Origin of the sequence: Photobacterium atrarenae, assembly GCF_024380015.1 — a bacterium.
GTDB lineage: Bacteria > Pseudomonadota > Gammaproteobacteria > Enterobacterales > Vibrionaceae > Photobacterium > Photobacterium atrarenae.
Window position 1 is genome coordinate 582,942 of record NZ_CP101509.1, and the last position, 25,113, is coordinate 608,054.

Annotated in this window: 22 protein-coding genes; 15 read left to right on the forward strand and 7 right to left on the reverse strand. The window is 53.9% G+C overall.

From position 1 onward, the window contains the following. Positions 1-30 precede the first annotated feature (30 nt). Complete coding sequence (locus NNL38_RS18795) at positions 31-1,314, reverse strand: cytochrome-c peroxidase (RefSeq protein WP_255391968.1); 1,284 nt, start codon at positions 1,312-1,314, stop codon at positions 31-33. Positions 1,315-1,599: 285 nt separating this feature from the next. Continuing rightward, a complete protein-coding gene (locus NNL38_RS18800; protein WP_255391969.1) occupies positions 1,600-1,914 on the reverse strand; it encodes a hypothetical protein in 315 nt (104 codons plus the stop codon). Positions 1,915-2,229: 315 nt separating this feature from the next. On the opposite strand from NNL38_RS18800, the gene NNL38_RS18805 reads away from it, so the two are divergent. The 8 genes from NNL38_RS18805 (at position 2,230) to NNL38_RS18840 (ending at position 10,361) form a co-directional block, all read left to right on the forward strand. Further along, positions 2,230-2,931 carry a helix-turn-helix transcriptional regulator gene (locus NNL38_RS18805; protein ID WP_255391970.1) on the forward strand — a complete coding sequence of 234 codons (702 nt, stop codon included), beginning with the start codon at positions 2,230-2,232 and terminating at the stop codon, positions 2,929-2,931. Between the two features lie 80 nt (positions 2,932-3,011). Continuing rightward, positions 3,012-3,788 (forward strand): alpha/beta fold hydrolase, encoded by a 777-nt coding sequence (locus tag NNL38_RS18810; protein WP_255391971.1) that lies wholly within the window; start codon positions 3,012-3,014, stop codon positions 3,786-3,788. Between the two features lie 241 nt (positions 3,789-4,029). Continuing rightward, positions 4,030-4,812: a protein-tyrosine phosphatase family protein gene (locus NNL38_RS18815; RefSeq protein ID WP_255391972.1), complete on the forward strand. Its 783-nt coding sequence runs from the start codon at positions 4,030-4,032 to the stop codon at positions 4,810-4,812. 418 nt (positions 4,813-5,230) lie between these two features. Beyond that, positions 5,231-5,545 carry a (2Fe-2S)-binding protein gene (locus NNL38_RS18820; RefSeq protein ID WP_255391973.1) on the forward strand — a complete coding sequence of 105 codons (315 nt, stop codon included), beginning with the start codon at positions 5,231-5,233 and terminating at the stop codon, positions 5,543-5,545. Next, positions 5,538-6,923, forward strand: a complete 1,386-nt coding sequence (locus tag NNL38_RS18825) for an FAD/NAD(P)-dependent oxidoreductase (RefSeq protein ID WP_255391974.1) — start codon at positions 5,538-5,540, stop codon at positions 6,921-6,923. The genes NNL38_RS18820 and NNL38_RS18825 overlap by 8 nt, the downstream gene beginning before the upstream one ends. Then, positions 6,920-8,173, forward strand: a complete 1,254-nt coding sequence (locus NNL38_RS18830; protein WP_255391975.1) for an NAD(P)/FAD-dependent oxidoreductase — start codon at positions 6,920-6,922, stop codon at positions 8,171-8,173. Before NNL38_RS18825 ends, NNL38_RS18830 begins: the two co-directional genes overlap by 4 nt. Before the next feature lie 512 nt (positions 8,174-8,685). After that, entirely contained in the window at positions 8,686-9,603 is a 918-nt protein-coding gene (locus NNL38_RS18835; protein WP_255391976.1) for a leukocidin family pore-forming toxin, read from the forward strand. Positions 9,604-9,686: 83 nt separating this feature from the next. Next, positions 9,687-10,361, forward strand: coding sequence for a topoisomerase I (locus tag NNL38_RS18840; RefSeq protein ID WP_255391977.1), 675 nt, complete (start codon positions 9,687-9,689; stop codon positions 10,359-10,361). A 179-nt stretch (positions 10,362-10,540) separates the two neighbouring features. Here the strand turns inward: NNL38_RS18840 and NNL38_RS18845 are convergent, their stop codons facing one another. Continuing rightward, positions 10,541-11,455, reverse strand: coding sequence for an alpha/beta fold hydrolase (locus tag NNL38_RS18845; RefSeq protein ID WP_255391978.1), 915 nt, complete (start codon positions 11,453-11,455; stop codon positions 10,541-10,543). Between the two features lie 137 nt (positions 11,456-11,592). On the opposite strand from NNL38_RS18845, the gene NNL38_RS18850 reads away from it, so the two are divergent. Then, positions 11,593-11,976, forward strand: a complete 384-nt coding sequence (locus NNL38_RS18850; RefSeq protein WP_255391979.1) for a winged helix-turn-helix transcriptional regulator — start codon at positions 11,593-11,595, stop codon at positions 11,974-11,976. A gap of 56 nt (positions 11,977-12,032) precedes the next feature. Here NNL38_RS18850 and NNL38_RS18855 read toward each other — a convergent pair whose 3' ends face one another. From NNL38_RS18855 to NNL38_RS18865, 3 genes are all read right to left on the reverse strand, one after another. Beyond that, positions 12,033-12,314 carry a sll1863 family stress response protein gene (locus tag NNL38_RS18855; RefSeq protein WP_255391981.1) on the reverse strand — a complete coding sequence of 94 codons (282 nt, stop codon included), beginning with the start codon at positions 12,312-12,314 and terminating at the stop codon, positions 12,033-12,035. A gap of 88 nt (positions 12,315-12,402) precedes the next feature. Continuing rightward, positions 12,403-13,761, reverse strand: coding sequence for a DUF2254 domain-containing protein (locus tag NNL38_RS18860; RefSeq protein ID WP_255391982.1), 1,359 nt, complete (start codon positions 13,759-13,761; stop codon positions 12,403-12,405). A gap of 274 nt (positions 13,762-14,035) precedes the next feature. Beyond that, positions 14,036-15,625: an ABC-F family ATP-binding cassette domain-containing protein gene (locus NNL38_RS18865; protein ID WP_255391983.1), complete on the reverse strand. Its 1,590-nt coding sequence runs from the start codon at positions 15,623-15,625 to the stop codon at positions 14,036-14,038. Between the two features lie 637 nt (positions 15,626-16,262). Between NNL38_RS18865 and NNL38_RS18870 the strand changes: the two genes are divergently transcribed. The 4 genes from NNL38_RS18870 (at position 16,263) to lhgD (ending at position 22,470) form a co-directional block, all read left to right on the forward strand. Further along, positions 16,263-17,612: a sigma-54-dependent transcriptional regulator gene (locus tag NNL38_RS18870; RefSeq protein WP_255391984.1), complete on the forward strand. Its 1,350-nt coding sequence runs from the start codon at positions 16,263-16,265 to the stop codon at positions 17,610-17,612. A gap of 386 nt (positions 17,613-17,998) precedes the next feature. Beyond that, positions 17,999-18,997, forward strand: a complete 999-nt coding sequence (locus tag NNL38_RS18875; protein ID WP_255392286.1) for a TAXI family TRAP transporter solute-binding subunit — start codon at positions 17,999-18,001, stop codon at positions 18,995-18,997. A 59-nt stretch (positions 18,998-19,056) separates the two neighbouring features. Further along, entirely contained in the window at positions 19,057-21,189 is a 2,133-nt protein-coding gene (locus tag NNL38_RS18880) for a TRAP transporter permease (RefSeq protein ID WP_255391985.1), read from the forward strand. A gap of 21 nt (positions 21,190-21,210) precedes the next feature. Then, positions 21,211-22,470, forward strand: a complete 1,260-nt coding sequence (gene lhgD / locus NNL38_RS18885; protein WP_255391986.1) for an L-2-hydroxyglutarate dehydrogenase — start codon at positions 21,211-21,213, stop codon at positions 22,468-22,470. A 121-nt stretch (positions 22,471-22,591) separates the two neighbouring features. Here the strand turns inward: lhgD and NNL38_RS18890 are convergent, their stop codons facing one another. Then, positions 22,592-23,125 (reverse strand): GNAT family N-acetyltransferase, encoded by a 534-nt coding sequence (locus tag NNL38_RS18890; protein ID WP_255391987.1) that lies wholly within the window; start codon positions 23,123-23,125, stop codon positions 22,592-22,594. A 158-nt stretch (positions 23,126-23,283) separates the two neighbouring features. Here NNL38_RS18890 and NNL38_RS18895 point away from each other — a divergent pair, with 158 nt between their 5' ends. Together NNL38_RS18895 and NNL38_RS18900 are read left to right on the forward strand one after the other, a co-directional pair. Continuing rightward, positions 23,284-23,997, forward strand: a complete 714-nt coding sequence (locus NNL38_RS18895) for an AraC family transcriptional regulator (protein ID WP_255391988.1) — start codon at positions 23,284-23,286, stop codon at positions 23,995-23,997. A gap of 140 nt (positions 23,998-24,137) precedes the next feature. Continuing rightward, entirely contained in the window at positions 24,138-25,007 is an 870-nt protein-coding gene (locus NNL38_RS18900; protein ID WP_255391989.1) for a DMT family transporter, read from the forward strand. Positions 25,008-25,113: the final 106 nt, after the last annotated feature.

Below are 25,113 nucleotides of genomic sequence, written 5' to 3' on the forward strand. Positions count from 1 at the left end.
GGTGCATGAGGTACGCTAAGTGTTTAGCGATTAACCTCCCTCAGGCGCAAACGGATCTCTGAAAATGGGGTTGGTCAGGAAGTTCTCGTCGGTCAGGGTTTTGAGAAACGCCACCAGCGCTTCTTTTTCTTCCTGGGTCAGATTCATCTGCACCGGCGCGCCGGTTGTACTGCCGCCCTCGCGCAAGTCCGGGCTGAGGTTCGGATGGGGCTTCACACCGCTGTTATAGAATTCCACTACGTCCATCAAGGTTTCCAGCCGGCCATCATGCATATAGGGCGCGCCCACTTCGATATTGCGCAGAGATGGTGATTTAAAGAACCCGCCACCCGCCCCCGCATCCTGGCTGTTATCCGCATCCAACCCGTTCACATGAGAACGATCCATGGTGTGGGCCGAAGTCTGGTGACATTCAATGCAGCCCAGCGAAGCACTGTTGCCGACGGGAAACCCGGAAAATAGCCGATGGCCCAGCATTTCCTGCTCGGTGAAGACTGCAGCAAAATCCGGGTTGTTCCACGCCCCGGCAGCAAACGCCTGATCAAATTTGGACTGGTAAGACACCATCGAGCGAATAAACTGGGCCATCGCCAGCGCCATCCGCTCATTGGTGATCGCCTCGTCGCCAAAGGCCTGTTCAAACAGTTTGGGGTAAAAGCTGGTCAGCCCCAGTTTGACCTCCAGATCGAACAGGTTCATTCCCATTTCCACCGGATCCTGGATCGGCATCAGCACCTGCTCTTCCAGCGTTTCAGCCCGTTCATCCCAGAAAAACTTACCGGGAGAGTAATACGCCGCATTGGTCAGGCTCATGGAATGACGCCCGGTTTTCCCGCCGTCAAAACCGGTACTGAGCTTGGCCGGATCCGTAAAGCCGTGTTGCTGTTGATGGCAGGAAGCGCAGGAAACGGAGTTATTGGCCGACAAGCGAACATCGTAGAACAGGATCCGGCCCAGATTTGCACCGGCATTCGTGACCCGGTTGGAAAAGGGTGTATTGTCTTGAGAGCGAACATCACCAAACGGCGAAGTCGTTGCGGTGTAGTATCGTGGCTGTGCCATCAAGTAGGCTTCATAGTCAGGCGCATCTGTGAGTGTCGGTAGTGGCAGCCCATCAATATCCAAGCGCGGCTCCGGTGGCGTTTCTTCTTCCGGGGGTGTCTCCGGCTCCGGGCCAGAAGCCGGTGGGCTTTCCGTTCCCGGCGCCTCCACCACACTATTATCTGCAGTCACCTCATCGCTGCCGGTATTGTCCCGGCACGACACAGCGGACGTCAGTACGACCGCCAAAAGCACCCACTCAGAAGTATTCATCAGAAACACCCCGACCTAGCCAAGTTTTTTTAATTGTATTGAGCGCACCTGCGACACATCACGGATCACGCTTTCCATGACTCTAGCAGGCTGTTGGGTGTCTCATTTCTGACTCATGAGAGGATGCCGCTCAAGGGCCCAGGCATTGCTCCAGGGGCTTCAAGCAAACAGGAAACGGTGGGGCATTTCCGAGAGTAATCAAGGGATTATACCAATCAAAAACTCTAACGCAGTTATCGAGCATTTGAACAAGCTAGGATGACCAGTTATTTACTGCGATTGGTATTAGACTTTGGTATTGAGCAAATTACCGGTCATCTCGTTGCTGCGCTGGATCACATTGGCACCGGCCTGGTTATAGGTTTTGGCCTGGAGCAAATCGACTACGGCATTGACCGGATCGGGACGTTGCACCGGCGCTTGCCCTGCCGGGGTACTTAGCTGAGTATTCTGTGCCGCAGCCGCCGGATTGGCGCTCGACGCCGCTGCGTCCTGCGCAGCCGGCAGACTGGCATCATGGATTTTTCGGGCTGCCGAATTGGCTATCCCTTGCGCCTGGTTCAGCAACTGAACTCCAGAGTGATGCGCTGAAATCGTCATGGGCCGTCCTTGTCTTACCGGTCAATAGAAGTGTGTCCATGATGGGCCAGCAACCGGGCGTTGTCAAATCGCCCGGCGTCTCTCAAACCATCAGCAATTTCCTCACAGAAGTAGCGTGCCGCGCTGACAAAGCGAAGAAAATTCAGCGCACCAGAAACGAATCCTCGCGACAGGCTTGTCATTAAAATATACAGGGTGAAACCAGTGAAGCTTTGGGAGCTCAATTAATTTTATCACCGAAAAGCAGGAAAATAGCCCGTGAACCATGAATGCAGTAACATATGTGCAGACTTTTCAATCCAAACCCACGCCAATATGTCCAGAAGTCAGCGCCTGTTCGATTTGCTCCAGTTGCTTCGCTGCCACAAGTATCCGGTGACCGGCGATTACCTCGCCCGTGAGCTTGATGTCAGTGTGCGTACCATCTACCGTGATATCGCGACGCTTCAGGCCCAAGGGGCGGAAATCGACGGCGAGGCCGGCTTGGGTTATGTGCTAAAACCCGGCTTTACCCTGCCGCCGTTGATGTTTACCCCGGATGAGCTGGAAGTGCTGCGGCTGGGTGCTGAATGGATCGCCCGGCAAGCGGATAGTGAGTTCAGCACCAGTGCGCAGCACGCCATCGCTAAAATTGCGGCCGTGCTGCCCCCATCGCATACCTGGCAACCCGATGATGAAATCATGCGCGTCGGCCCGCTTCCGGCGATGACGGATCTGCCGCTCGACATGGCCCAGCTCAGAGCCGCAATCCGGCACCAAGCGAAAATTAACCTGAACTACCGGGACGGTCAGGGCAGCCTGAGCCAGCGCTGTGTCTGGCCGTTGCTGATTGGCGTGTTCCAGCAGTGCTACGTTTTGGTTGCCTGGTGTGAAACACGCGAGGACTTTCGTCATTTTCGCCTCGACCGTATCGCCCGCTTCGCCCCGCAGGCCGAGCGCTATCCGCACCCACGCAAAATATTACTCCGGCAGTGGCGACAATCGGCCGGGATCCCTGCCGCCAAACTCGGTTACTGACAGAAGCGAACGGCTCCTGACAAAAACTGACAGTCCGGCGACGTATGCTCTCTCCGTCCCTAATCATCAAGGAGAGAGACATGACCGGATTTACCCACCAAACAGGACACCTCTTTCAGGTTGACGATGCCGAAATTTATGTGGAATTGGCTGGCAGCCCGACCGGTGCGCCGCTGGTACTGTTGCATGGCGGCCTCGGCAACATGATGGATTTCAACGCCATCCTGGCACACCTACCCGAGCAATTCAGACTCATTAGGATCGATTTTCGTGGCCACGGCAAGTCGACCCTCGGCAACGCGCCGCTGACGTATCATCAGTATCAAACCGATGTCGAAACGGTGTTGGATCGACTCGGGATCACGCACTATAGCGTCATTGGCTTTAGCGACGGCGGGATCACCGCGCTCCGGCTGGCGGCTGCGCAGCCATCGCGGATCCGGGCTCTGATCACCATCGGCGCCCACCACCAGCTGGCTTCAGATGATCCGGTGCTGGGGATGTACGCCGCAATGACAGCGAACAGATGGCGCGCCCTGTTTCCGGACAACGTCGCCCGATATGAAGCAACGAACCCTGAGCCGGACTTTGATCGCCTGGTGCCTGCCGTGGTCGCATTGTGGACGGAGGCCGCCGCCTATCCCGGTGAGGCAGTTCACCACATCACCGCCCCGACCCTGATGGTCCGCGGCGATCAGGATCATCTGTGTACCCGTCCCCATATCCTGGCATTAGGTGAACTGCTACCGCAGGCGGACTGGTTTAACCTGCCCGGGATCGGGCATGATGTCCTCAATGAGGCTCCGGCACTTTGTATGGCTGGGATCGCCCCGTTTCTGGTCCAACATTGTCAGTAGCAAGTTCCCCTTGTCGCAGATTATTTCACTCAAACAGTAACGATCACTCTCATGAGCAGGGCATCACGAAGCGTGGTGCCTTTTCTCCTGAAATACAGAAAACACCGCCAAACGCAATCCTCAGGCCATTATCAATCAATGCTTTTACGCTGCTGAGCACAAGACAAACACAGCCAGGATGCAATGGTCCCCAAAAATGCGGTATTTTAGGCGAAGTAGCAACTGACAAAACATGTAGAAAATGAACACAACCCGCAACAACTTAAACGAGACGGCATTGCAACTTATGGCGATTCGCGGCGGCGCGCGATGCGATACGTTTAACCCGGAGCGTGACCGCTTCAACCTTGGGTACTGCGTCGATACCCGCGTCCGGGATGGGCTGAATGCCAACCGGATCGCCATTAACCAGCGCCACCTCGCCATTGCTTCGCAGTATCCGTTTGCGCACCAGCTAGAAGCGCATTTCCAGATGCTGGTGGAAAACCGGACTCCGGTGCTTGTGGTGCTGGCCAGCCTCACTGATATGCAAAACAATGAATTACCGGATTATTTTTCGCAAGCAGCAACTTTCGGGCGTATTCAAACTCAATCGGCCCTGCACAGCACCGAAGCGCTGGGTGACGGCATTGAAGCCCACCATTACCAACTCACGGTGGCCGGCTATGATGCCACAATTGAAATTCCGGTCATCCATGTTCATAACTGGCCGGATCATCAAACCATCAGCCCGGCGGCAACCGCGAACCTGGTGACCCTGATTGAAAACATCACCCGGGATAAAATCGCCTTCTATGAATCTCGCCGCAGCCGCGCCGTACATGAGTCGACCAAACTGCTGCCCGTGATCCACTGCCGCGCCGGCGTCGGACGTACCGGCCAGACCATTGCCGCAATGGCCATGCGCCAGGACCCGAACTTGCCCCTGCATGTCATTACCCACGACCTGCGGGCCTCGCGCAACGACACCATGATCCAGACCCCGAGCCAGATGGAAACCCTACTTAAAATGGCGAACGCCTAACCCGCCGTCAATAGCTTCAAGCGCCTGATGCTTCAGGCGCTCTATCCAACATAAGCCCGCCCGACAAGCTCCCTGAGCTGCCGCAATGCCTGACGGACCCAGTGAAAAGCCAACTCACGCCCGCTGCACTCATGTCTGGTTCATCGATGTTGTGCTTTTTGAAGTAACTTCCCAGACCGATAGCTATGGTGATCGCTAAGCGACACCGGTTGTTCGCAATCAGCATGGCGAAATTTCCAGCATGCAATCCAACAAATCCCACCAGAAAAAATAGCAAACTCATCACATTCCACTATCAAAATGAGAATCAGCTTTGCAATTTTGTTAAATAAATTTCATTTGTCATAACCTTATAAAGTTAATGGTGATAGTATGCATCCGATTTCACAATCAATCTCACAAGTTGGTATAAAAAATAATGACTAAAAGAACACAAGATATCACTGAGGCACTCGACAAACCGTTTTCGATCCAGGTCAACGGCATCTCGATTCCGGCAGTCGAAGGAGAAAGTGTGTTAAGCGCGCTGCTGGCTTCAAACATTCGACAGATCATGAAAAACGATTATGGTGCCGAATCTGGTGCGTATTGCGGGATGGGCGTCTGTCACTGTTGCCTACTTCACATTGATGGCCGACACAAACAACGCGCCTGCCAAACCATCGTCAAACCAAACATGACAATCGAAACCGGTCGCAACAACGTGTTAGATCAAGGGGTGAAACATGGCTAAGAAAGTTGTCATCGTCGGAGCTGGCCCTGCAGGTATGTCCGCCGCTACGGCACTAGCAAAGTTCGGTATCCACACCACTGTGCTTGAAGAAGCGCCGAAAGCTGGCGGCGTCATCTATCGCGGTCCGTGGCGTAAAACCCTGGATATGCCCCACCTGGATGAAAAACTGCAGAACTCGATCGATAAAATCCAGCAGGACTACCAGCGCCATGCCGCTTTGATTGAGCTCAGAACGCAAACCCGTGTGCTTGGCCCCTTGGGAGACAACAACCTGTTGATCACACATGACCATCAACTTTCGACGACTGAATACGACCAACTGGTTCTGGCAACAGGTTGCCAGGAGCGCAGTGTTCCGTTTCCGGGCTGGCAACTGCCGGGGGTCATGTTACTGGGTGGGATCCAACTTCAGCTGAAAAGCGGGTTGGTCAGACCAGGAAACAAAGTGGTGATCGCCGGCACCGGACCGCTACTCGTGCTGGTTGCCTGTCAGCTACATAAAGCCGGATGCCAGGTTGAGGCCATCTGCGAAGCAGCAAAGTTTTCTGCCATTGCCAAGGAAACTTTAGCCATACTCAACCGGCCACAACAAGCGCTCGATGGGCTTTCGATGATGTGGTACCTCAAACAGCACAAGATCCCGCTGCATTATGGCTGGGGGCTGGTGAAAGCTTCGGGGGACAAGCAGTTAAATGAAGTCACCATCGCACCCTACGATGAGCAATGGGTGCCTGATCACGACCGAGCCGTGACCTATACCGTCGATACACTCGGAGTTGGATATGGTTTTTCGGCGCGTTCGCAACTGGCTCAGTTGATGGGGCTCGACGTGGTATACGACCACATGAGCGGGGCTATACCGACCACGGACGACTGGCAAAGAAGCAGCGTCGGCGGCGTTTTCTGTGCCGGGGACAGTGTCAAACTGGCCGGTGCCGACGCAGCGATGCTGGAAGGCCGGATCACAGCACAAGCGATCGCCGCTGAACTGGGCAAGCAGAGCCATAGTGAGGCGGAGCAACAGATCCATGCCATGCGCCGTCAATTATCGCGGTTGTACCGTTTTCGTCAGGCGTTTGATACCGCCGGCTACCGAGAGCTCGGATTGTTGTCACTGCCGGATGAAGACACCGTGATCTGCCGTTGTGAGCAGGTGAAACGACGTGCAATCGATGAGGCCATTGCGCAAGGTTGCCGCGATATCGTGACGTTAAAAATGCGCACCCGCGTCACCATGGGTGATTGTCAGGGAAAAACCTGCGCCCATTACTGTTATGACCGATTGAAAAAAGAAGGATACAACCAGGAGCAAAGTCTGGTTCGACCGAGATTCCCGTTAGACCCAATTCCGTTTGCTGCTCTGGAGGATAATGCATGAAAACATATGATGTTGTCATTTGTGGGGGTGGCGTAATTGGGGCATCAGTGGCTTACTTCCTCAGCCGTCAGAAAGATCTGAAAATTGCCGTGGTTGATTACAAGTATCCCGGCAACGCGTCACGAGCATCGGCCGGGGGGCTTTGGGCCATGGGTGAATCCACGGGACTGGGATGCGGCGTCATTCTGTTCAAAACCCTCTCGAAGCAAATGCGGGAATCCGGGGCGACCGATGCACCGGAGCTGAACCCGCACATCATGCCAGAGCCGTTTTTTAATATGTCGATGATGTCCAATGCGATGTACCCGGCGCTGTACGATGAACTGCTCGAAAACCATGGCGTGGATTTCAAGTTTGAACGGACCGGCCTGAAGTTTGTCCTGTTCGACCAGTATGACCGCTTGTACGCAGAGCATATCGCCGCAGCCATCCCGGATCGTCAGGCGCATGTGCGTTGGCTCTCGCAGGCCGAGTTGCATGACGAAGAGCCAAACGTCTCGCGCGATGCCGTCGGAGCGATGGAATTCGACTGCGATCACCAGATCAACCCGTATCGTCTGAATGAAGCCTACCTTGAAGCGGCCCGACAGAATGGGGTTGAGCTGTACCTGAACACCAAAGTGACCGGCATTGAGCGACACGGAAACCGCGTCACCGCCGTCAAAACAGAGCAAGGCGTGCTGCCGTGTCAGATGATGATTAACGCCGCGGGGGCCTGGGCAGAAACCATCAGCCAATGGGCAACCGGATATGCCCTCCCTGTTTTCCCGGTCAAAGGCCAGGTGATCATCACCGAGAAGCTGCCGAAGCTACTCAACGGCTGCCTGACCACCAGTGACTGCTACATCGCGCAGAAAGACAACGGGGAAATTCTCATCGGCTCCACCACCGAAGAAAGAGGGTTTGATACCAGCAACGATGTCAAATACATCAAGCAGCTGGCACAGGGGGCGATGAAATCGATCCCCGCACTGCGCGATATGAACATCAAACGTTGCTGGGCAGGACTCAGACCGGGATCGCCGGATGAACTGCCGATCCTGGGTCCGGTTCCGGGGATTGAAGGTTATCTCAATGCCTGCGGCCATTTCCGGACCGGAATGCTGACCTCGGCGATCACCGGACAACTTCTGGATGAATTAGTCCGGGCCATGCCGACCACCATCGACATCGAACCGTTCGCGTATGAGCGTTTCCTGAATGAAGATGGCATCATGATCGCAGAACATAAGCTCGCCCATTCATTATAGGGATTATGATTGTTTCACATCTCATCGTTGGAGCAATTCAGCTTGAACCGATAAAATAACCTCCTTCGGGCCACCTGGTTTAGTATCAGTACTGAATCCCGGTGGTCCGCTTTCCGAGAATGATTCACCAGACGCTAAGGGCATGTGCTCGTCACCTCAGATAAAGCCATCCTGCCACACAAAACCGCGGGAAATAATGCGATAGTGGCCTTTACGGGCGATTCAAGCTATATATCGCCATGCGCTTTCTATGCACAGGTATACGATGACAACCTGTAAGCAACAGCAAAATTTTTTCTGAATATACAAACCACACCAGCGCCAAGAAAGTTGGAACCAAGCGCCCACAAATCTGTACTGTTTCTTTTTTTCATCCTATTCAAAAAGCAATATACACCCGCTTAATCATTAAGCGCCAAACCATAAAAAAATCATACAAAAAAGACTCATAAACTATATTCGGACGCTATTTTATTGAAGAATGTTTATGAGCTGCTTAACAGGAAAATATAATGAAGAATCAACACCTTTCCGTAAGTGTTGTCACCCTGGCTTTGCTTGGATCTCTGGCACCGGCACAAGCCGAGGACACGCTCAAGGCTTATACCTCGACCCTGCTGGAACTGGATGACAGCGACGCACGCGCAAAAAAAATCCGTCTGATCTACTCTTTGGAAAACGTCTGGAACCAATCCTTGTTGCCGGACGGCGCCAAAGAAGCCAAGCTCATCCTGAACGGAGGATCCGGATTCGATATGACCAATGTTCCGCATAAAGAACAAATCTACGTTTTTTCGACCGGTGGTGACTACCGCTACACCATCCCGACCGCTTTTAAGCTGGCCCTGAGCTACCTCAACGGTGCACCGCTGCGTCACATGAGCCATGCACCGGAAAATACCATCGCCACCGCTTCCGTCAGCGAATCACTGGACTTCAATCTGGGCTTCACTGCTTCGCAATCGCCCTCAATCGGCGGCGGGATATCCTGGAGTAACCGGGTGAGTTACGATCAACCAGAGTTCCAAACAGTGGCAGATTTCAGCCAGACCAATGAAAGTATCAGTTGGTTGATCGAGAATCAGACGATCCGCAACCACACTCCGCCGAAAGACTGGTTACTATATCGCTGGACCAGTTGTGACATGGGGAACCTGATCGACTACAGCGAGCTGCCTATCGTTATGCGATCCGATTTTAAACCTCAAGTAGGCGCGGTCTACCGTAAACAAAATATCAATGATGGTGAAGATGTGACGGAGATCAAGCTGGTCGCCGGATGGCGCAAGACCCACTATTACTTTGGTCGCGACTGGTGCAGTTGGTACACTTCTCCGGAAAATACCTGGAAGAAAAACAAAGACAGCAGTCAGTGGACTGAAACCAGCCGGGCAGTGACCGTCGCCTGGAACGACGAGCTCTACCACTAATCGCTGCGCCGGTTACCGCGAACCAAACCAAGGAAGCGGGGTAACCGGCATTTTCCAATGCCAACGACAACAAGACAGACTTCATGGTAGCTAAGAAACAACTATTGATCGGCACAATTCTGGCTGTCGCAGCAGTACTCGGAGCCCGCCTGTTCACCACGAGCAGCGACGCTGGCCCGGCGACATCTGAGATCACAACTGAATCTCCAGAGCAGCAAAGCAACCAAATCACCGAAACGCCAATTGTCTCATCAACACAGGCAATCAGCTCGATAATTGAGCCAAATTCCGCTCAACGCAGTACCGTTGAGGAAGCGAATCTGACAGCGGACACCCCATGGCTCTCAACCCCGTTAAACGAGCTCAGCAACGCGCTATACGATTTCATTGAAACCGAGCAAGTTCGTTATATCAACACCACAGACTACCCGTTTGATGAACACAAGCAGCAACAGCTACGCGCCCTGGCCAAACAAGGCGAGCTGATCATGTTTGACAACACAGAGCCGGATTACCTGGACAGTTATGGCGTCAGCGAAACTCAGGTGGTCTCCGAATACTTCGGTACGGCATCTGAAGGAGATGTCATTATTGCAACCGGCGTCCCGACAGATGATGGGGGCATTCATTATCTTGTTTTACCGCTGTTAAACAAAAACACAGCTGACAACAGTGCGCTGGTTGAAACCGTCAAAGAGGCAGTCACCTTACTGAAAGCGCAAAAAACTGATTTGGTGAAACCCAAGCACCTGCAATAAACGTATAGCAGTCGCGGCCCTGTCGCGACTGCATCTCTTTTATAACTCACAAAAATGAGCCCCTCTTTTCCTTGCCGGTCGGTATTATCTTTCTTCTTATTTTAAATTTCAGCGGAGATATCGCGAGCGCTTAGGGTGACAGAGCTCAGTGAGTAGGCCGCGATATCAATCATGATGATTTAAAGGTGCTGATAATCACCCAAGCACCAATGGGTAATGAGGTTCAGGTATTCTTCTCCGGCATCTTCAGATGAAAAATGGGACGCATTGTCGAATACTACAAGTTTATTGAACGGGATCTGTTTTGATAAGTCGTCTGCATTACTGACAAATACAAATGGATCCAGCTTGCCCCAGGTGATGAGAGTTGGCAGACAAATATCTTTTAACCGCGTCTGGATCCAGGACAAATCCTTCGGATAGGAGCCAAAGAAAGTGATGGCGCACCGATGAGCTTGTTCATCAAAAGCAATATCATAATACTCTTTGATTGCTCGTCTGGTCGGCCGGTAACTGTGGTAGCCATCTTTCACTGCCGTGTTGAAATTCGTTGCCATCACAGACTTTTTGTTAAGCCCTTTTGCTAACCATCGCACCAGGCCAAAGTTAATCACCGCTTTTAGGATCGGCGACATTTTCGCCGGATAACTCCCCGGACCATCAAAAATATTCAGGCTCTCAAATCGATCCGGGTACTCAATCGCAGCCGCAAGTGCAATCGGGGTTCCAACATCCGGTCCAATGAGATGTGCTTTAGAAATCTCAAAATGATCCAGCACCTGAATGATCACCTGGCTTAATTTTCGGGGCGACATGTCACTTTCCTGCGCTTTTGACAAACCAAAACCAGGGATGTCGAATGCAATCAAGTTGAAGTGGCGGCACAGCATTTCCCAGCCGTGTTCCCACATTCGGATACTTTGGGGCAGACCATTAAGCAAGACTAACGTCGGCGCATTCTTCTTCTCATAACGGACATACCGGATGTCAAACTTGCCAATGTTGACGTATTGAGGAGAGAACAGATCGATATCTGATTCAGGTTCGTTTGACGCATATTTTTCCAGCGCCTGATTAAGCAGGGAGTGAGTCATTGCAACACCTTTGATTTCACGTTGTCGAAAACGTTGGTTACTAATATATACTAAAATACATAAATGGGTGTTACTCTACAATAAGGCAGAATATTCTGCCTTAGTTACCTGTTGATAACCGATGAGAACGAAGATAAATGGCTATGAGTAATCAAACGGACAAAAGAGTCTTTGTACAAAGCGACGACTGCCCAATTCGTGATGTCGTTGCTCAGATCGGCGATAAGTGGTCGATCTTGATCCTTTTCAGCCTTGTTGACGGGCCTGATCGGTTCAATTCACTGAAATCAAGAATTGAAGGGATTTCACAACGTATGTTAACGCAAACATTACGGGACCTGGAACGCGATGGCTTTGTCAACCGGACTGTATACCCCGAAGTTCCGGTAAAAGTGGAGTATAAGTTAACTGAGCTCGGGAAAGGGTTAACCAAGTCGGTGTGGGGACTGGTGTCGTGGGCAGATACACACCATGATGACATTCGAGCTGCGCGCCAACATTATGATGCAAGAAAGCAATAGCCCAGCAGCAAAAAGCCGGTTTGCACCGGCTTTAATGCCTCTGAATACCAGCTCAGTTAAAATTTTTGCCGCGCGGACTGAAAGGCTTCTTTCATCGTTTCAAACGCTTCTTCCGCCCCGGCTTTCAAGTCCTGCCAGGCTGCGTCGCTGGACGCCTTGACCTCATCCAGTTTGCTTTTTGCATCCTGCTTTTTCTGCTTCAATTCTTGGATTTCCTCACGATACTCCGCCTGCTTTTCGGCTTTGGCCTGATTGGCTTTGGCTTCCAGCTTATCGATCTCGGCATTCCATTCATCGAGTTTGGCATGAAGTTTGTCAATAAAGGCTTGTCTGTCCATTCGTTCCTCCTCGCTAATTAACGTTCAGTACATATTTCATAATGACCCGCTGCGGAACCATCGCGATTTACGCCAGGTTTCCCGTGCCTTACTGGGTCATCCATCGCAACAACTCAGTCACCTGCTGGTAGCGGGACTGCATTTCTCGCAAGTCTTCAGGCTCGGTCACTGTCTTCTGACCGGCGCGCCATACCATTTCGGCTTGGCACCCAATCGCCTGTTGCTGCTCGGATGTACGGCCATGTTTAGCCATAGTCGCCAAGACTTCCAGCAACCGAATCGACACCGCGACATTGCTCGCCGCACACTGGCGTATTTGATCAAATGCTGCATTCACCATGCCGGTATAACTGACGCTGCGAAACCGGCAACAAACCTGCGCTTCTTCATGGCACCGCAACGGGTGCGGAAACTGGCGGCAGCTCAGTAAGCTCAACACCGCCCCCAACCGATCAAGACAGGTCATCGCGGTAAAAGGATCATTAATCCCCGGTGATAAAGCCCGCAGCGCAATCTCCACCATCTGGTTTAAGGCAAATTCCGGATCCTGCTCAGCCGTGCGCAAAGCACCGCAGACAAACGCCTGCCGAATCTCCTGCGCTTCAACCTCCAACACATCCGAAGCTTCCGGCTCAGGTGACGAAGCCTGCGTGCGATCGCATGGCGTCACCGCCACCAGCGTTTCGCCCCGGGTAATAAAATCACCGGGCCGAAAACGGACATCGTAAAAACACCCGGACTGAGCTGCCGCTTTGACCAACGCCGCATCATCGAGCGCTTGCAGGTAGCCGTCACACGTGGCGGTGATCACTCTGACCGCCGTGGTACTTTCAACAAAATCAGGCATGACCAGGGGATCTGGCTCATGTTGCAGTGGGCCCGGAAAAAACAATTCAATACTGGCAACCAGCTCATCATACACAGTCGCCACCACCTGATCGGCTTGAATGGATACCGACACATGGTGAATAAAGTAAATCAGCACCCCGACATTGAGCACCGCCAGCACCAGCGCTATATTGACGGACAAGTAAGGGACGAAATCCTTCGGCCCTTCGGTATTGACGGCACTGAGCACAAACAGGCAATAAATAAACGTAGCGATAAAGATCCCCAGTACATACTGGGTGCCGGTATCTTGCATGAAGTTTCGCAGCAAACGGGGCCCGAACTGGGAGGACGCCAGGGTCAGCGCCACAATCGTAATGGAGAACACCACCCCAGCTACGGTTACCATAGAGCCGGCCAGGGTGGATAGGATCACCCGGGCACCTTCCGGTCCGCCAAAATAGAGAAAGCTAAACTGACGGATCAACGCCAGCTCGATCAGCTGATCGAAAACTATCAGGCTATGGGCTGCGCCGATGGCGATCAGCACCAATCCGCCCGGTACAAACCAAAAACTGGTCCGTACCCCCTCCCACCAATTTTGTAATTGTATTTTCATGGCGCAGCTTTACCCGAGATGAAAAGCATCTATTAACAGTAGCAAAGCTGGATGCATTTCCGGCAAAAAGCGTTCACTGAAAGCAAAGGGAATGGGCGTCCGAGAAAAAGGTGAATCTGACAGGCAGAAAAAAGCCCGGTCCAATGTTGGCCGGGCAAAAAAGCATGTAACAAAACACTATTAGCGAGAACTTTGAAGTTAGCGTGAACTCTGAAGTTCAGGTTTATCCTAATCGGTGATACCTGAACGTAAGCTGGTCATCCCGGTAAATGATTTACCGGCTGAGTACCAGGCAGCCCTGGATGCCGACCTCGGCCACAAAATCAGGCTCATGGCTGACGAGCAGCATCGGCCCCGGATACTGATGCAGTGCCCGGGACAGCATCTGCTTCGCCGCCAAGTCCAGGTGATTATCCGGCTCATCGAGCAGCAGCAAAGTCTCACCCGGCTGATGACTAATCACCAGCAGCGCCACTTTCATCCGCTCGCCCCCGCTGAGCCGCCCGATCGGCAGCGCTACTCGCTGGCGACGGAGCCCAACCCCGGCGGCCATGGTACGCAATTCTGTCTCGGTGTGCTCCGGGCATAACCGCTGCAAATTGGCCAGCACCGACTGCGTTTCATCCAACAGGCTAAAATGCTGATCCAGATAACAAAGGTTCGCCCGGCAGTGGACTTCCCCCGCAGTGGGCTGCTCGTCACCGAGCAGGGTTTTCAGCAAGGTTGATTTGCCACAGCCGTTGGGACCAACCAGGTGCACCCGATCGCCGTAACAGAGCCGAAAGCTGATGGGAGCGTGCTGACCATAGGGGAGCGTCAGATTAATCACATCGAGCACCACCGAGAGTCGTCTTTCAGCCGCATTCACTTTCAGTTGCTGCGGCTTATCCTGAATATGCCGAGCTTTGTGCTCACTAACACGTTGCTCGGCCACCGCCAATTGCCGGGAGAACTGAACTTTACGCGCGGAGGCGGACAGCTGCGCGGCTTCTTTCTTCCCATCGAGCAACATCTTGGGCTGACTACCGGAGCGCCGCTCTTTCTTGCCCGCCACCGCCCGTTGCTGGGCTTTCTCCTGACTTCGCTGATACTGACGGCGCAGTTGTGCCACCTGGTTCTCTGCGCTGCTCAATGCCCGGGCAGCCGCCACCTGCTGACGTAATTTCTCCTCGGCATAGACCGCATAATTACCGCCATATTGGCAGACACCCGTCGCGGTCAGCTCAAGAATATGATCGGCCTCCTGAAGCAATTGGCGATCATGGCTGATCAGCAACACCCCGCCCCGGAACTGATGCAATTGTTCAATCAACCAACGGCGTCCTGCCTGATCCAGATGGTTACTTGGCTCATCAAGGATCAAATAATCATGATCGCCCTCAAACAACTGCCACAGCTGCAGACGGATCAGCTCACCGCCACTTAATGCCTGACAGGGCTGAAACGGATCCGGCGGCAGTCCGATTGCCGTCAGCCGGGCGTGAAGCACATCCCGGATATCCCAGTCATCACCGACCAGCTCAAAATCATCGGGGGCACAACTGCCGTTTTCAATCCGTGTCAGCGCCTGCAACTTAGCTTCCAGTCCCAGAAATGCCACGACGCTGCCCATCTCAGAACGCTGCGCTGCGTCGGTGATTTGTGCCAGGCAGCCGAGTCTAGCCAGGCTGTGCACAGTGCCGGCATCCGGCCGAATTTGCTGCATTAAAATCTTGGCCAGCACCGACTTGCCGGCACCGTTCTGACCGACCAGGCCAGTGATCTGAAGTTCAAGTGAAAAGCTGACATCGGAAAACAGCGTCTCGCCGTTGTCATGAAATACCGCTAAGTTATGGGCGGTTAATATCGGGGAAGGAATCGCCATTGGCACCTCCTGAAAAATATCTGAGGGTACTCAAACGGCGATGGAATAAAGCGTCGCCGGAGCATCCCAAAACAGATCAGGGGTCACGGGGCACCGCACATCAGTGAAATCATACGCCCGACACAACAGCGCCCGGCGTATCGAGATGAATCCTGAATGCGGTTCAGCATTGCTCGCAGCAACAATAAATCAAAATTGATCAAAGCAATATTGACCACGATAACAAAACTGGTAAAGAAAGCATGCCGCTATCGCGGCGAAGACGAAGTTACGCCCACTAACCCTGAAAATCCAAAAATATAAACAAGGATGTCAGACATTAGTTGTTCATCGTGGCGTAAGCTCCTGAGGAAATGTTGACGCTATTGTAGCCAGACTTTTATCTCTGGCGCAAATCATCTGCAGCAATCCCCCCGGAAATTCGGCCGGGTTCACATCGACTCCCCCAGAATTTGCCTCTCCATCAGATGCAAATCGCCGTTTTCCATTTCGTTGCCCCCACAGAATCGGTGCAAAGCACTTCCCAATCGCGCCAAGTTTTTTTACGGTAATACCAATCGCAGTAAATAACATCCTGAAACGATGTGAAACGTTCGGTTCATGAAGAACCGCCCCCTGTATACGGAACGACAAAGCCATGCCATTACCGGAAAAAATGCCGCTTGCCCTGATCGAAGATGATGAAATTGTCCGCCAGGCCACCAGCCAGTGGTTACAGCTGGACGGGCACCAGGTGCTGGAGTTTGCCGACGGCGAATCCGCCCTGAACCAGCTCCCGCCCGACTTTCCGGGGATCATCATCAGTGATGTCCGATTGCCGGACATCGACGGCATGGCCCTGCTACCCCGCCTGCTTGAGCGCCATCCGGAGATCCCGGTGATCCTGATCACCGGCCATGGCGATGTCGATATGGCGGTTAAAGCACTGCGCGACGGGGCTTTCGATTTTGTCGAAAAGCCGTTCGACCCGGCCCGGCTGTTGCAAACGGTGGCCCGCGCCCTCGAAACCCGCCGGAGCCAGACCGCCCAGCAGGACAGGCATGCCTACCTGGCGCAAGCGGAAGGGCTGGAAAAAGTACTGATCGGCCGCAGCGAGGCCATGGTCCGCCTGCGCCAGCAACTGCTGAAAGTCGCCGCCATCGATACCAATGTGATTATCTACGGCGAAACCGGCTGCGGCAAAGAGCTGGTCGCCCACTGCCTCCATCAATTCAGCACCCGCAACCAGCGTGAATTTGTCCCGATCAACTGTGCAGCGATCCCGGAAAACCTGTTCGAGAGTGAGCTGTTCGGCCATGAAGCCGGCGCATTTACCGGCGCCGTCAAACGGCGGGTTGGTAAGCTGGAATATGCCGATCAAGGCACCCTGTTTCTCGATGAAGTCGAGAGCATGCCGCTCAATATGCAGGTTAAGGTGTTGCGCGCCTTGCAGGAAAATACCGTCGAGCGGGTTGGCGGCAATCGCCCGATCCATATCGATCTGCGGGTGATCGCCGCCGCCAAGGAAGATCTTCATCATCATCCGGAATTTCGCCAGGATCTGTTCTACCGCCTCAACGTCGCCCAGCTCTACTTGCCGCCCTTGGCTGAGCGCAGCGAAGATATCCTGCTGCTGTTTGATCACTACACCCATCAGGTCAATCCGGATACCCGCCTGCCAAGCCCCAGTGATCAGCAGGCGCTGATGCGTTATCCCTGGCCGGGCAATGTCCGCGAACTGAAAAATATCGCCACCCGTTTTGCCTTAGATCCCAGCCTGACGGTCGGGGAGATCCTGGCTTCTCGGCCGAACCTGACCACCGAACCTTCCAGTGCCACCCTGCCGCTGGCGATCCAGGTGCAAAATTTTGAGCGCAAAGTAATCCACGAATGCCTGCAGCGGCATCACGGCAGCATTATTGATGCACTGGAGGAACTCGATCTGCCCCGCCGTACCCTGAATCAGAAAATGCAGAAATACGGTCTCAGCCGCAGCGATTACACCTGACACGCTCTAGCGTGCTTTGTGTTTTTCCGCTCAGGCTATCGGCAAAAAATCGCCGATAGCCTGAGCGCAAGTTTGTTACCAACCTCACATCCCCAATCGCCAGAATACAACAACTCCGTAACAACCCACCACTTTCCATTTCAACAATCGGCCATTTTTTGCTGACTGAATTGCTGGCAAATAAGCGATATCTTGCTCATTAACAGTACTAAACACATTTAGTTAAATAAAATCAATAAGTTACACTGTGGCACGTACATTGCTTTATCTAACCTTCAAGAGATTGACTAAAAAAACAATCATCAACCACACGAGAACAAGTAGAACGTGATGATCTCACCCTGCTTATTCTCTTTACACGGAGCGTATCTATGTTGAACAAAGCAATGCTGAAATCCCTATTCCTCACGGCTGCACTCGGCCTAACCAGCACGACCACCCAAGCGGCTGATAATCGCAGCTATATCATGGCCACCGCCTCGACGGGCGGCACCTATTATCCGGTTGGTGTGGCCATTGCAACGCTCAGTAAGATCAAACTGGAACCTAAGCACCAGTTTTCGCTGGCCGCCATCAGCTCAGCCGGCTCAGGTGAGAACGTCAAACTGCTCAATGAGAACGAAGCTCAGTTTGCCATCATGATGGGTCTTTACGGCTACTGGGCCTGGAATGGTAAAGGACAATTTACCACCCAAGGCCCTCAACAGGATCTGCGCTCGGTCACCATGTTATGGCAGAATGTTGAGCACTTCACGGTGCGTTCTGATCTGGCGAAAACCGGCACCATTGCCGATCTAACCACTATGGCAGACAAAAAGTTCTCGATTGGCAAAAAGAACTCCGGCTCAGAGGGCGCAGCGCGTCATATTTTATCGGGTCTGGAGATTGACCCGGAAAGCTTCAATCTGTCTTACCTTGGCTATGGTGCCAGCGCCGATGCGCTGCAAAACGGCGCCATTGATGGGATGAACACTCCAGCCGGTGTACCGGTCAGTGCGGTCACTCGTGCCTATGCCGCAATGGGAAGCAAAATAAAACTCCTGTCATTTACCGATGAGCAACTTGAACAGGCCAACAGTCAGTACAAGCTATGGACCCGCTATACCATTCCGGCCAATACCTATCCGGGCCAGACAGAAGTCGTCAATACCATTACTCAGCCGAACTTCCTGGCCGTGCGCAAAGACGTGTCTGACGAAGATGTCTACCTGCTGACCAAAGCGATTTACGAAAACCTGCCGTTCCTCAACAGTATTCACAAAGCAACGAAAGATATGGCGATTGAAAAAGCCATCAACGGCCTGCCTGTGCCGCTTCATCCGGGCGCAGTACGTTTCTACCGTGAAATGGGACTCGAGATCCCATCTGAGCTGATTGTCCAGTAATTGTCAGTTAAAGGATGTCCCGGCAGCAGCGGTTCGGCTGCCGGGGAAAGGAGCAAAACATGAGCACAAAGACTGAGCAACAGCTTCAACAGTTTGAATTACCGACCCGAACGGACTTCCCCTGGGTCACCGCGACGATTACAGGGTTAGGCGTCCTGCTTTCTGCACTCCATATCTGGTTTAACACCCTCGCGACGCTGCCCGAGCTCTGGGTTTCGGCCACCCACTTTGCCGGGTTTGCAATCATCTGTGCGCTCTGGTACCCCGCACACCGCAGCTTGAAGCGTAGCAAGCTGGCTCTGGGGGTCGACATTTTAATCGCCCTTGCGGCGTTGTCTTGCCTGATTTATATCCCGCTGGCGGAAGATGCACTCTATGCCCGCGGGGTGAAGTTTATCGCCAGTGACTGGTTCTTTTCCCTGCTGGCCATTGCCATTGTTCTGGAGCTGATCCGCCGCACCATCGGCTGGTTCATTCCGGTCCTGATCGTTCTGTGTCTGAGCTACGTGGTACTGTGGGGCCAGTGGGTCTCCGGCATTTTTCACTTTCCGGGGCTGAGCTTTGAAACCCTGCTCTATCGCAGCTTCTATAGCTCCGAAGGCATGTTCGGCTCAATCTCGCGGATCAGCTGGAGCTTTGTCTTCATGTTCATCCTGTTCGGTGCGTTTCTGGTCCGCGCCGGTGTCGGAGATTACATCATTGATGTTTCCCGCGCTGCAGCCGGCAAAATCATCGGCGGCCCGGGCTTTATTGCCGTCATCGGCTCCGGCCTGATGGGCTCTGTCTCCGGCTCCAGTGTCGCCAATACCGTCTCCACCGGGGTGATCACTATTCCGCTGATGCGTAAAGCCGGGTTCCCGGCCCGGTTTGCTGCCGGAGTTGAAGCCGCTGCCTCGACCGGTGGCCAGTTAATGCCCCCAGTAATGGGCGCCGGCGCCTTTATCATGGCCTCTTACACCCAGGTGCCGTATGTCAGTATTATTGCCGTATCTGTCGTACCAGCGCTGATTTACTTCCTCTCGGTCGCCTTCTTCGTGCGAATTGAAGCCAAGCGCAGCGGTGTCCACCAGGTCACTACCTCAGCCGAGCCGCTGCTCAAAGTGCTGCTGTCTGGCTGGCACAACCTGATCCCGCTGGCCGTGCTGGTCTATCTGCTGGTGAGTGGTTTTACCCCGACTTATGCCGCCGGAATTTCCATCATTTCCGTGATTGTTGCCTCCTGGCTATCACCGAATAAAATGGGGCTGACCGCAATCATCGAAGCCATGGCCCAGGGGGCCCGAAATATGGCCACCACTGCCGTGCTACTGATCGGGATCGGCCTGGTAATCAATGTGATCAGCACCACCGGGATCGGCAATACTTTCTCGCTGATGATCAACGACTGGGCCGGTGGCAGTTTGCTGGTGATGCTGTTACTCATCGCCCTGGCCTCGCTGATCCTGGGTATGGGCCTGCCGGTGACCGCGGCCTATATTGTGCTCGGTACCCTGTCTGCCCCGGCATTGTATAAACTGATGGCAGAAAGCCAGCTGATTGAGATGATGGTTAACGGTCAGCTGCCGGAGCAGGCGCGAGCAATCTTCATGCTGGCCGCCCCGGATCAACTGGCCGCCTTAACCCAGCCGATGTCGGCAGACAAAGCCCAGGCGCTGCTCGCCATGGTTCCAGCCGACTTTATGGGCACGCTGCTGGAGCAAGGGCTGGGAATGGAGAAAGTAGCACTGGCGCTGCTGGCCGCGCACCTGATCATCTTCTGGCTGTCGCAGGACAGTAACGTTACCCCACCGGTCTGCCTGACGGCGTTTGCTGCCGCAACCATTGCTCGCACCCCGGCAATGCGTACCGGCCTGACAGCGTGGAAAATTGCCAAAGGGCTCTACCTGGTACCGCTGCTGATCGCCTATACCTCGCTGGTGAGCTGGGACTGGGCTTCAGTGTTGAGCGTCGGTATCTTTGCCATCTTTGGCACCTACGCTTTGATCGCTGCCATCGAAGGCTACCTGGAAGGTGCGTTAAACTGGCCTTTACGGGCCGCGTTGGTCGCCATTGGTGTCGTGCTGGTGTGGCCGGAAATGCCACTGATGGCCCGCCTCGCTGCAACAGCTGCCTTTATCGCCCTATTTATTGTGACGGGTCGCCAGGCACGCCAGGAATCATTTGTAGCCGCGCCATCGTCATCCTCCAACTGACAGAGCAGGGAGCATTTGTCCGTGACTAAGATTTACGATTACATCATTGTCGGCGGCGGGATCGTCGGCATCTCAACGGCCTGGCAACTGCGCCAGCGCCACCCGGATAAGTCTATCCTGGTGGTGGAAAAAGAAGACGGCCTGTCCCGCCACCAGACCGGCCATAACAGCGGCGTGATCCACGCCGGGGTCTATTACGCCCCGGGCAGCCTGAAGGCCAATTTCTGCAAAGCCGGCGTTAAGAAAACCCTCGACTTTTGCCACAAACACCGGATCCCGGTGGAGAACTGCGGCAAACTGCTGGTGGCGACCAATGCGCAGGAAGTTGAGCGCATGCATGCGCTGTTTGAACGTTGTCAGGAAAATGGGATTGAGGTCGAGCTGCTGAATCAGGCCGCGCTGGCGGAAAAAGAGCCCAACATCACCGGGCTGGGCGCCATCTGGGTGCCTTCGACCAGCATCGTTAACTACCGTCAGGTCACCGAAAAAATGGCCGAAGAATTCCTCGCCCTCGGCGGGGAAATCGCCCGCCGCACAGAAGTAGTTGGACTGGCGGAAGACGACTGCCAGATCACCGTCTCGTGTAAGAGTGACGGTCAGCCTCTGACGCTACGCAGCCGCTTTCTGATCAGTTGCTCCGGCCTGATGGCGGATCGCCTGACCAAGATGCTGAACATTGAGACTGATTTTCAGATTATTCCGTATCGCGGCGAGTACTACCGCCTGGCGCCAAAATTCAACCACATCGTCAATCACCTGATCTATCCGATCCCGGATCCGGACCTGCCGTTTCTCGGCGTTCACCTGACCCGGATGATTGACGGCAGTGTGACCGTCGGGCCGAATGCCGTGCAGGGCTGGAAACGGGAAGGCTACGGTCGATTCAACCTCAGCCTGAAAGATATCAGCGAGATGCTGCGTTTCAGCGGCTTTTGGAAAGTGACCGCCAAGCACCTGAAAACCGGACTGATTGAAACCAAGAACTCGTGGTGGAAGCCGGGATATCTCAAGCTGGTGAATAAGTACTGCCCGCAAATCCAGCTCGGGGATTTGCAGCCGTATCCCGCAGGGATCCGCGCCCAGGCCGTACTGAAAGACGGTACTTTGGTCCACGACTTCCTGTTTGCAGAGAGTCCGCGCAGCCTGCATGTGTGTAACGCGCCGTCACCGGCGGCGACCTCAGCGATTCCAATCGGCGAATACATTTGCGGCAAGGTCGAGGCCAAGGTGGGCGATGCCCCAAAGGAAGCGCAACCGGCACCGGCAGCTGAGCCGGCCTGATTATATCGGGGACGCTTCACAGGGGGGAGTGCCGCCCCTCTGAATGGATAACACAGCACGCGCGACGATCCACAGGGTGATCGACACGAGCACTCCACCTGGATCATCGCGCATGCTGTTATCAAGCAGCGTATGGATTAAGCGGGCAGCGATAGATCAAATCAGCATAGCGACGGTTACCGATCTCATAGGCATCCGGGATCCGCTCCACAAATGCAAACCCACATTTTTCCAGCACCCGGCATGAAGCATCATTACCTTCAGTGACCGTGGCCGTCAGCGCCGTCATCCCGATCTGCCGGGCATAACCCACCACCGCCGACAGTGATACCGTCGCATACCCTTTCCCCTGATGCTCCGGCAGCAGCATAAACCCGACTTCTCCTTGCCCGGAGTCCGTTTCATCCGGTAAAAATCCGGTGAGCCCGACCGGCCGCTGACTGTCCTTTTCGATCACCACCAGGCACAGCCAGTGTGAAGCGCCCGGCTGCCAGGGCGGCAAGCGGCTGGTAAATTTCATTTCCTGCTCAGCGAGGGGCAGTGGATCCCCGACATATTTCATCACGGCCGGCTCTTGCTGCAACTCAGCAAACAGGGACCAGTCCGTGGGTTGGATCTGGCGCATATACAACTGCGGCGTATTGAGTTCGAGCATATCCTTCCTTGATTCAGACATCACAAGCTATAAATGGTAGTCTTAACACAACAAGGGCACTGAAAACCAGTGCAATCAAACACCTACCGGCAATCACCCTGTTTGATGGTGTATACCAACCTTGTCAGGATCATCCCACAGTCTTTACAGGAGCTCCCGTGTCACATCTGAACCGCCTGTCTATCCGGGCCTATACCAGCCAGACGCGCAGCCACTACCATGAGTACCATCAGTTGGTGCTGCCGCTGCATGGCACGATTGATATCAAGGTTGGAGACTATCACGGCAAAATCAGCCCGGGCGATGGAGTGACTATTCCAGCCGGCGAGCGACACGATTTTCGCGCCCATGAGCAAGCGCGATTTCTGGTTGCCGACTTAGATCAGTTGCCGGACAACCTACGCGATGCGACGTCAGCCAAATTTATTGTCAGCCCGCCCCTGTTGGCGTACTGTCAATATCTCGGGGTTCAGCTAGCGCATCAGGTGAACCCGGCGCTGGAGCAGGCCAGTTTTGAGCTGTTTTGCCTGTTAGTGGCCGAGCAAACCAGCCATCAGAAACTCGACCCGCGGTTAGAGCCGGTAATCGAGGCCATTGCGGGGGATCTTAGCGCCGAACATTCCCTCAGCACGCTGGCCAGTCTTGCCTGCCTGAGCCTGACCCAGTTTAAAAAAGTCTTCAAAGCCAGCACCGGCATGACTGCGCAGCAATACATCACCCGGCAGCGGATGGAAAAGGCCAAAGCCTTACTCACCCACTCCGACCTGCCGGTCCGCCTGGTTGCCGAGCAAGTTGGTTATCAGGATTTATCGGCCTTCAGCCGTCGCTTCTCCCGTCATTACGGTCAGCCGCCGTCGGCGTTCTCAACCTAACCTTTTCAACTTAGTCTTCTCAACCTTATTCTCAATGACACATTCAGCTTTTCGGCCAACAAAAGCGTCTTTTCAGCACAACTGATAACCTTGAGAGACACTAAGATTTTGTCATCTTGAACCCTAAAAGGAATATTCAGATGGCAACCTTATTCGGTATTCTGGCCGTCCTGTTATGGGGCATGCTTGCCCTGCTTGGCACCTTCACTACTCGTCTGCCGCCTTTTCAGTTGCTGGCGATCTGTTTTTGTATTTCAGCCTTGCTGATGTTCGGCAAACGTCTGTATCGCCGAGAGCCGGTGTTTACTCGGCCCGGATTGACCCTACCCCAGTGGCTTATTGGCATAACGGGATTGTTTGGCTTTCACTTTTGCTATTTCCTTGCACTAAGGCGTGCCCCGGCCATTGACGTTAGCCTGATCGTCTATATCTGGCCATTGCTCCTGGCTCTGTTTGTTGCCAATCGCCAGACAGTACTCAAAGCACTCGCTGGAGGCATCCTCGGGTTTATCGGGATTGCATTGATTATCACCGGCGACAGCAGCCTGGCGCTGGATCAGGCCCACTGGACAGGCTATCTATTGGCCATGTGCTGCGCCTTCATTTGGTCCAGTTACTCTTTCTACCTGTCGCGCTCGGATAACTCGGTGGAAGATATTGGTTGGTTGTCCGCAGCGGTTGCCATCCTGGCTTTGCTGGCACACCTGGGGCTGGAAAGCGGCCAGTGGCAATTGAGCGGAACGGAATGGCTGGGCGCGCTGTTATTGGGCCTGGGACCGGTCGGCGGAGCGTTTTACTTATGGGATATCGGGCTAAAACGTGGCAACAAGTCACTACTGGCCTCGTTCAGCTTCAGTGCACCGCTGATCTCCTCGGTCCTGCTGGCACTGGCCGGGATCAATGACTGGTCGATGAATATCATCATCGCCCTGGGCCTCATTTTCACCGGTGCGCTGATCAACAACTGGCCCAAACGAGCTCCGCGCCTGTCGCAACCGGATACGGCTTGAGACCAATCGATCATTCGAAAATCAACACCTCATGCACATCCAGCAACCATAAATAATCCCCGGTCAGTAGACCGGGGATTGTTTTCGCGACGCAAAACTGGTTGCT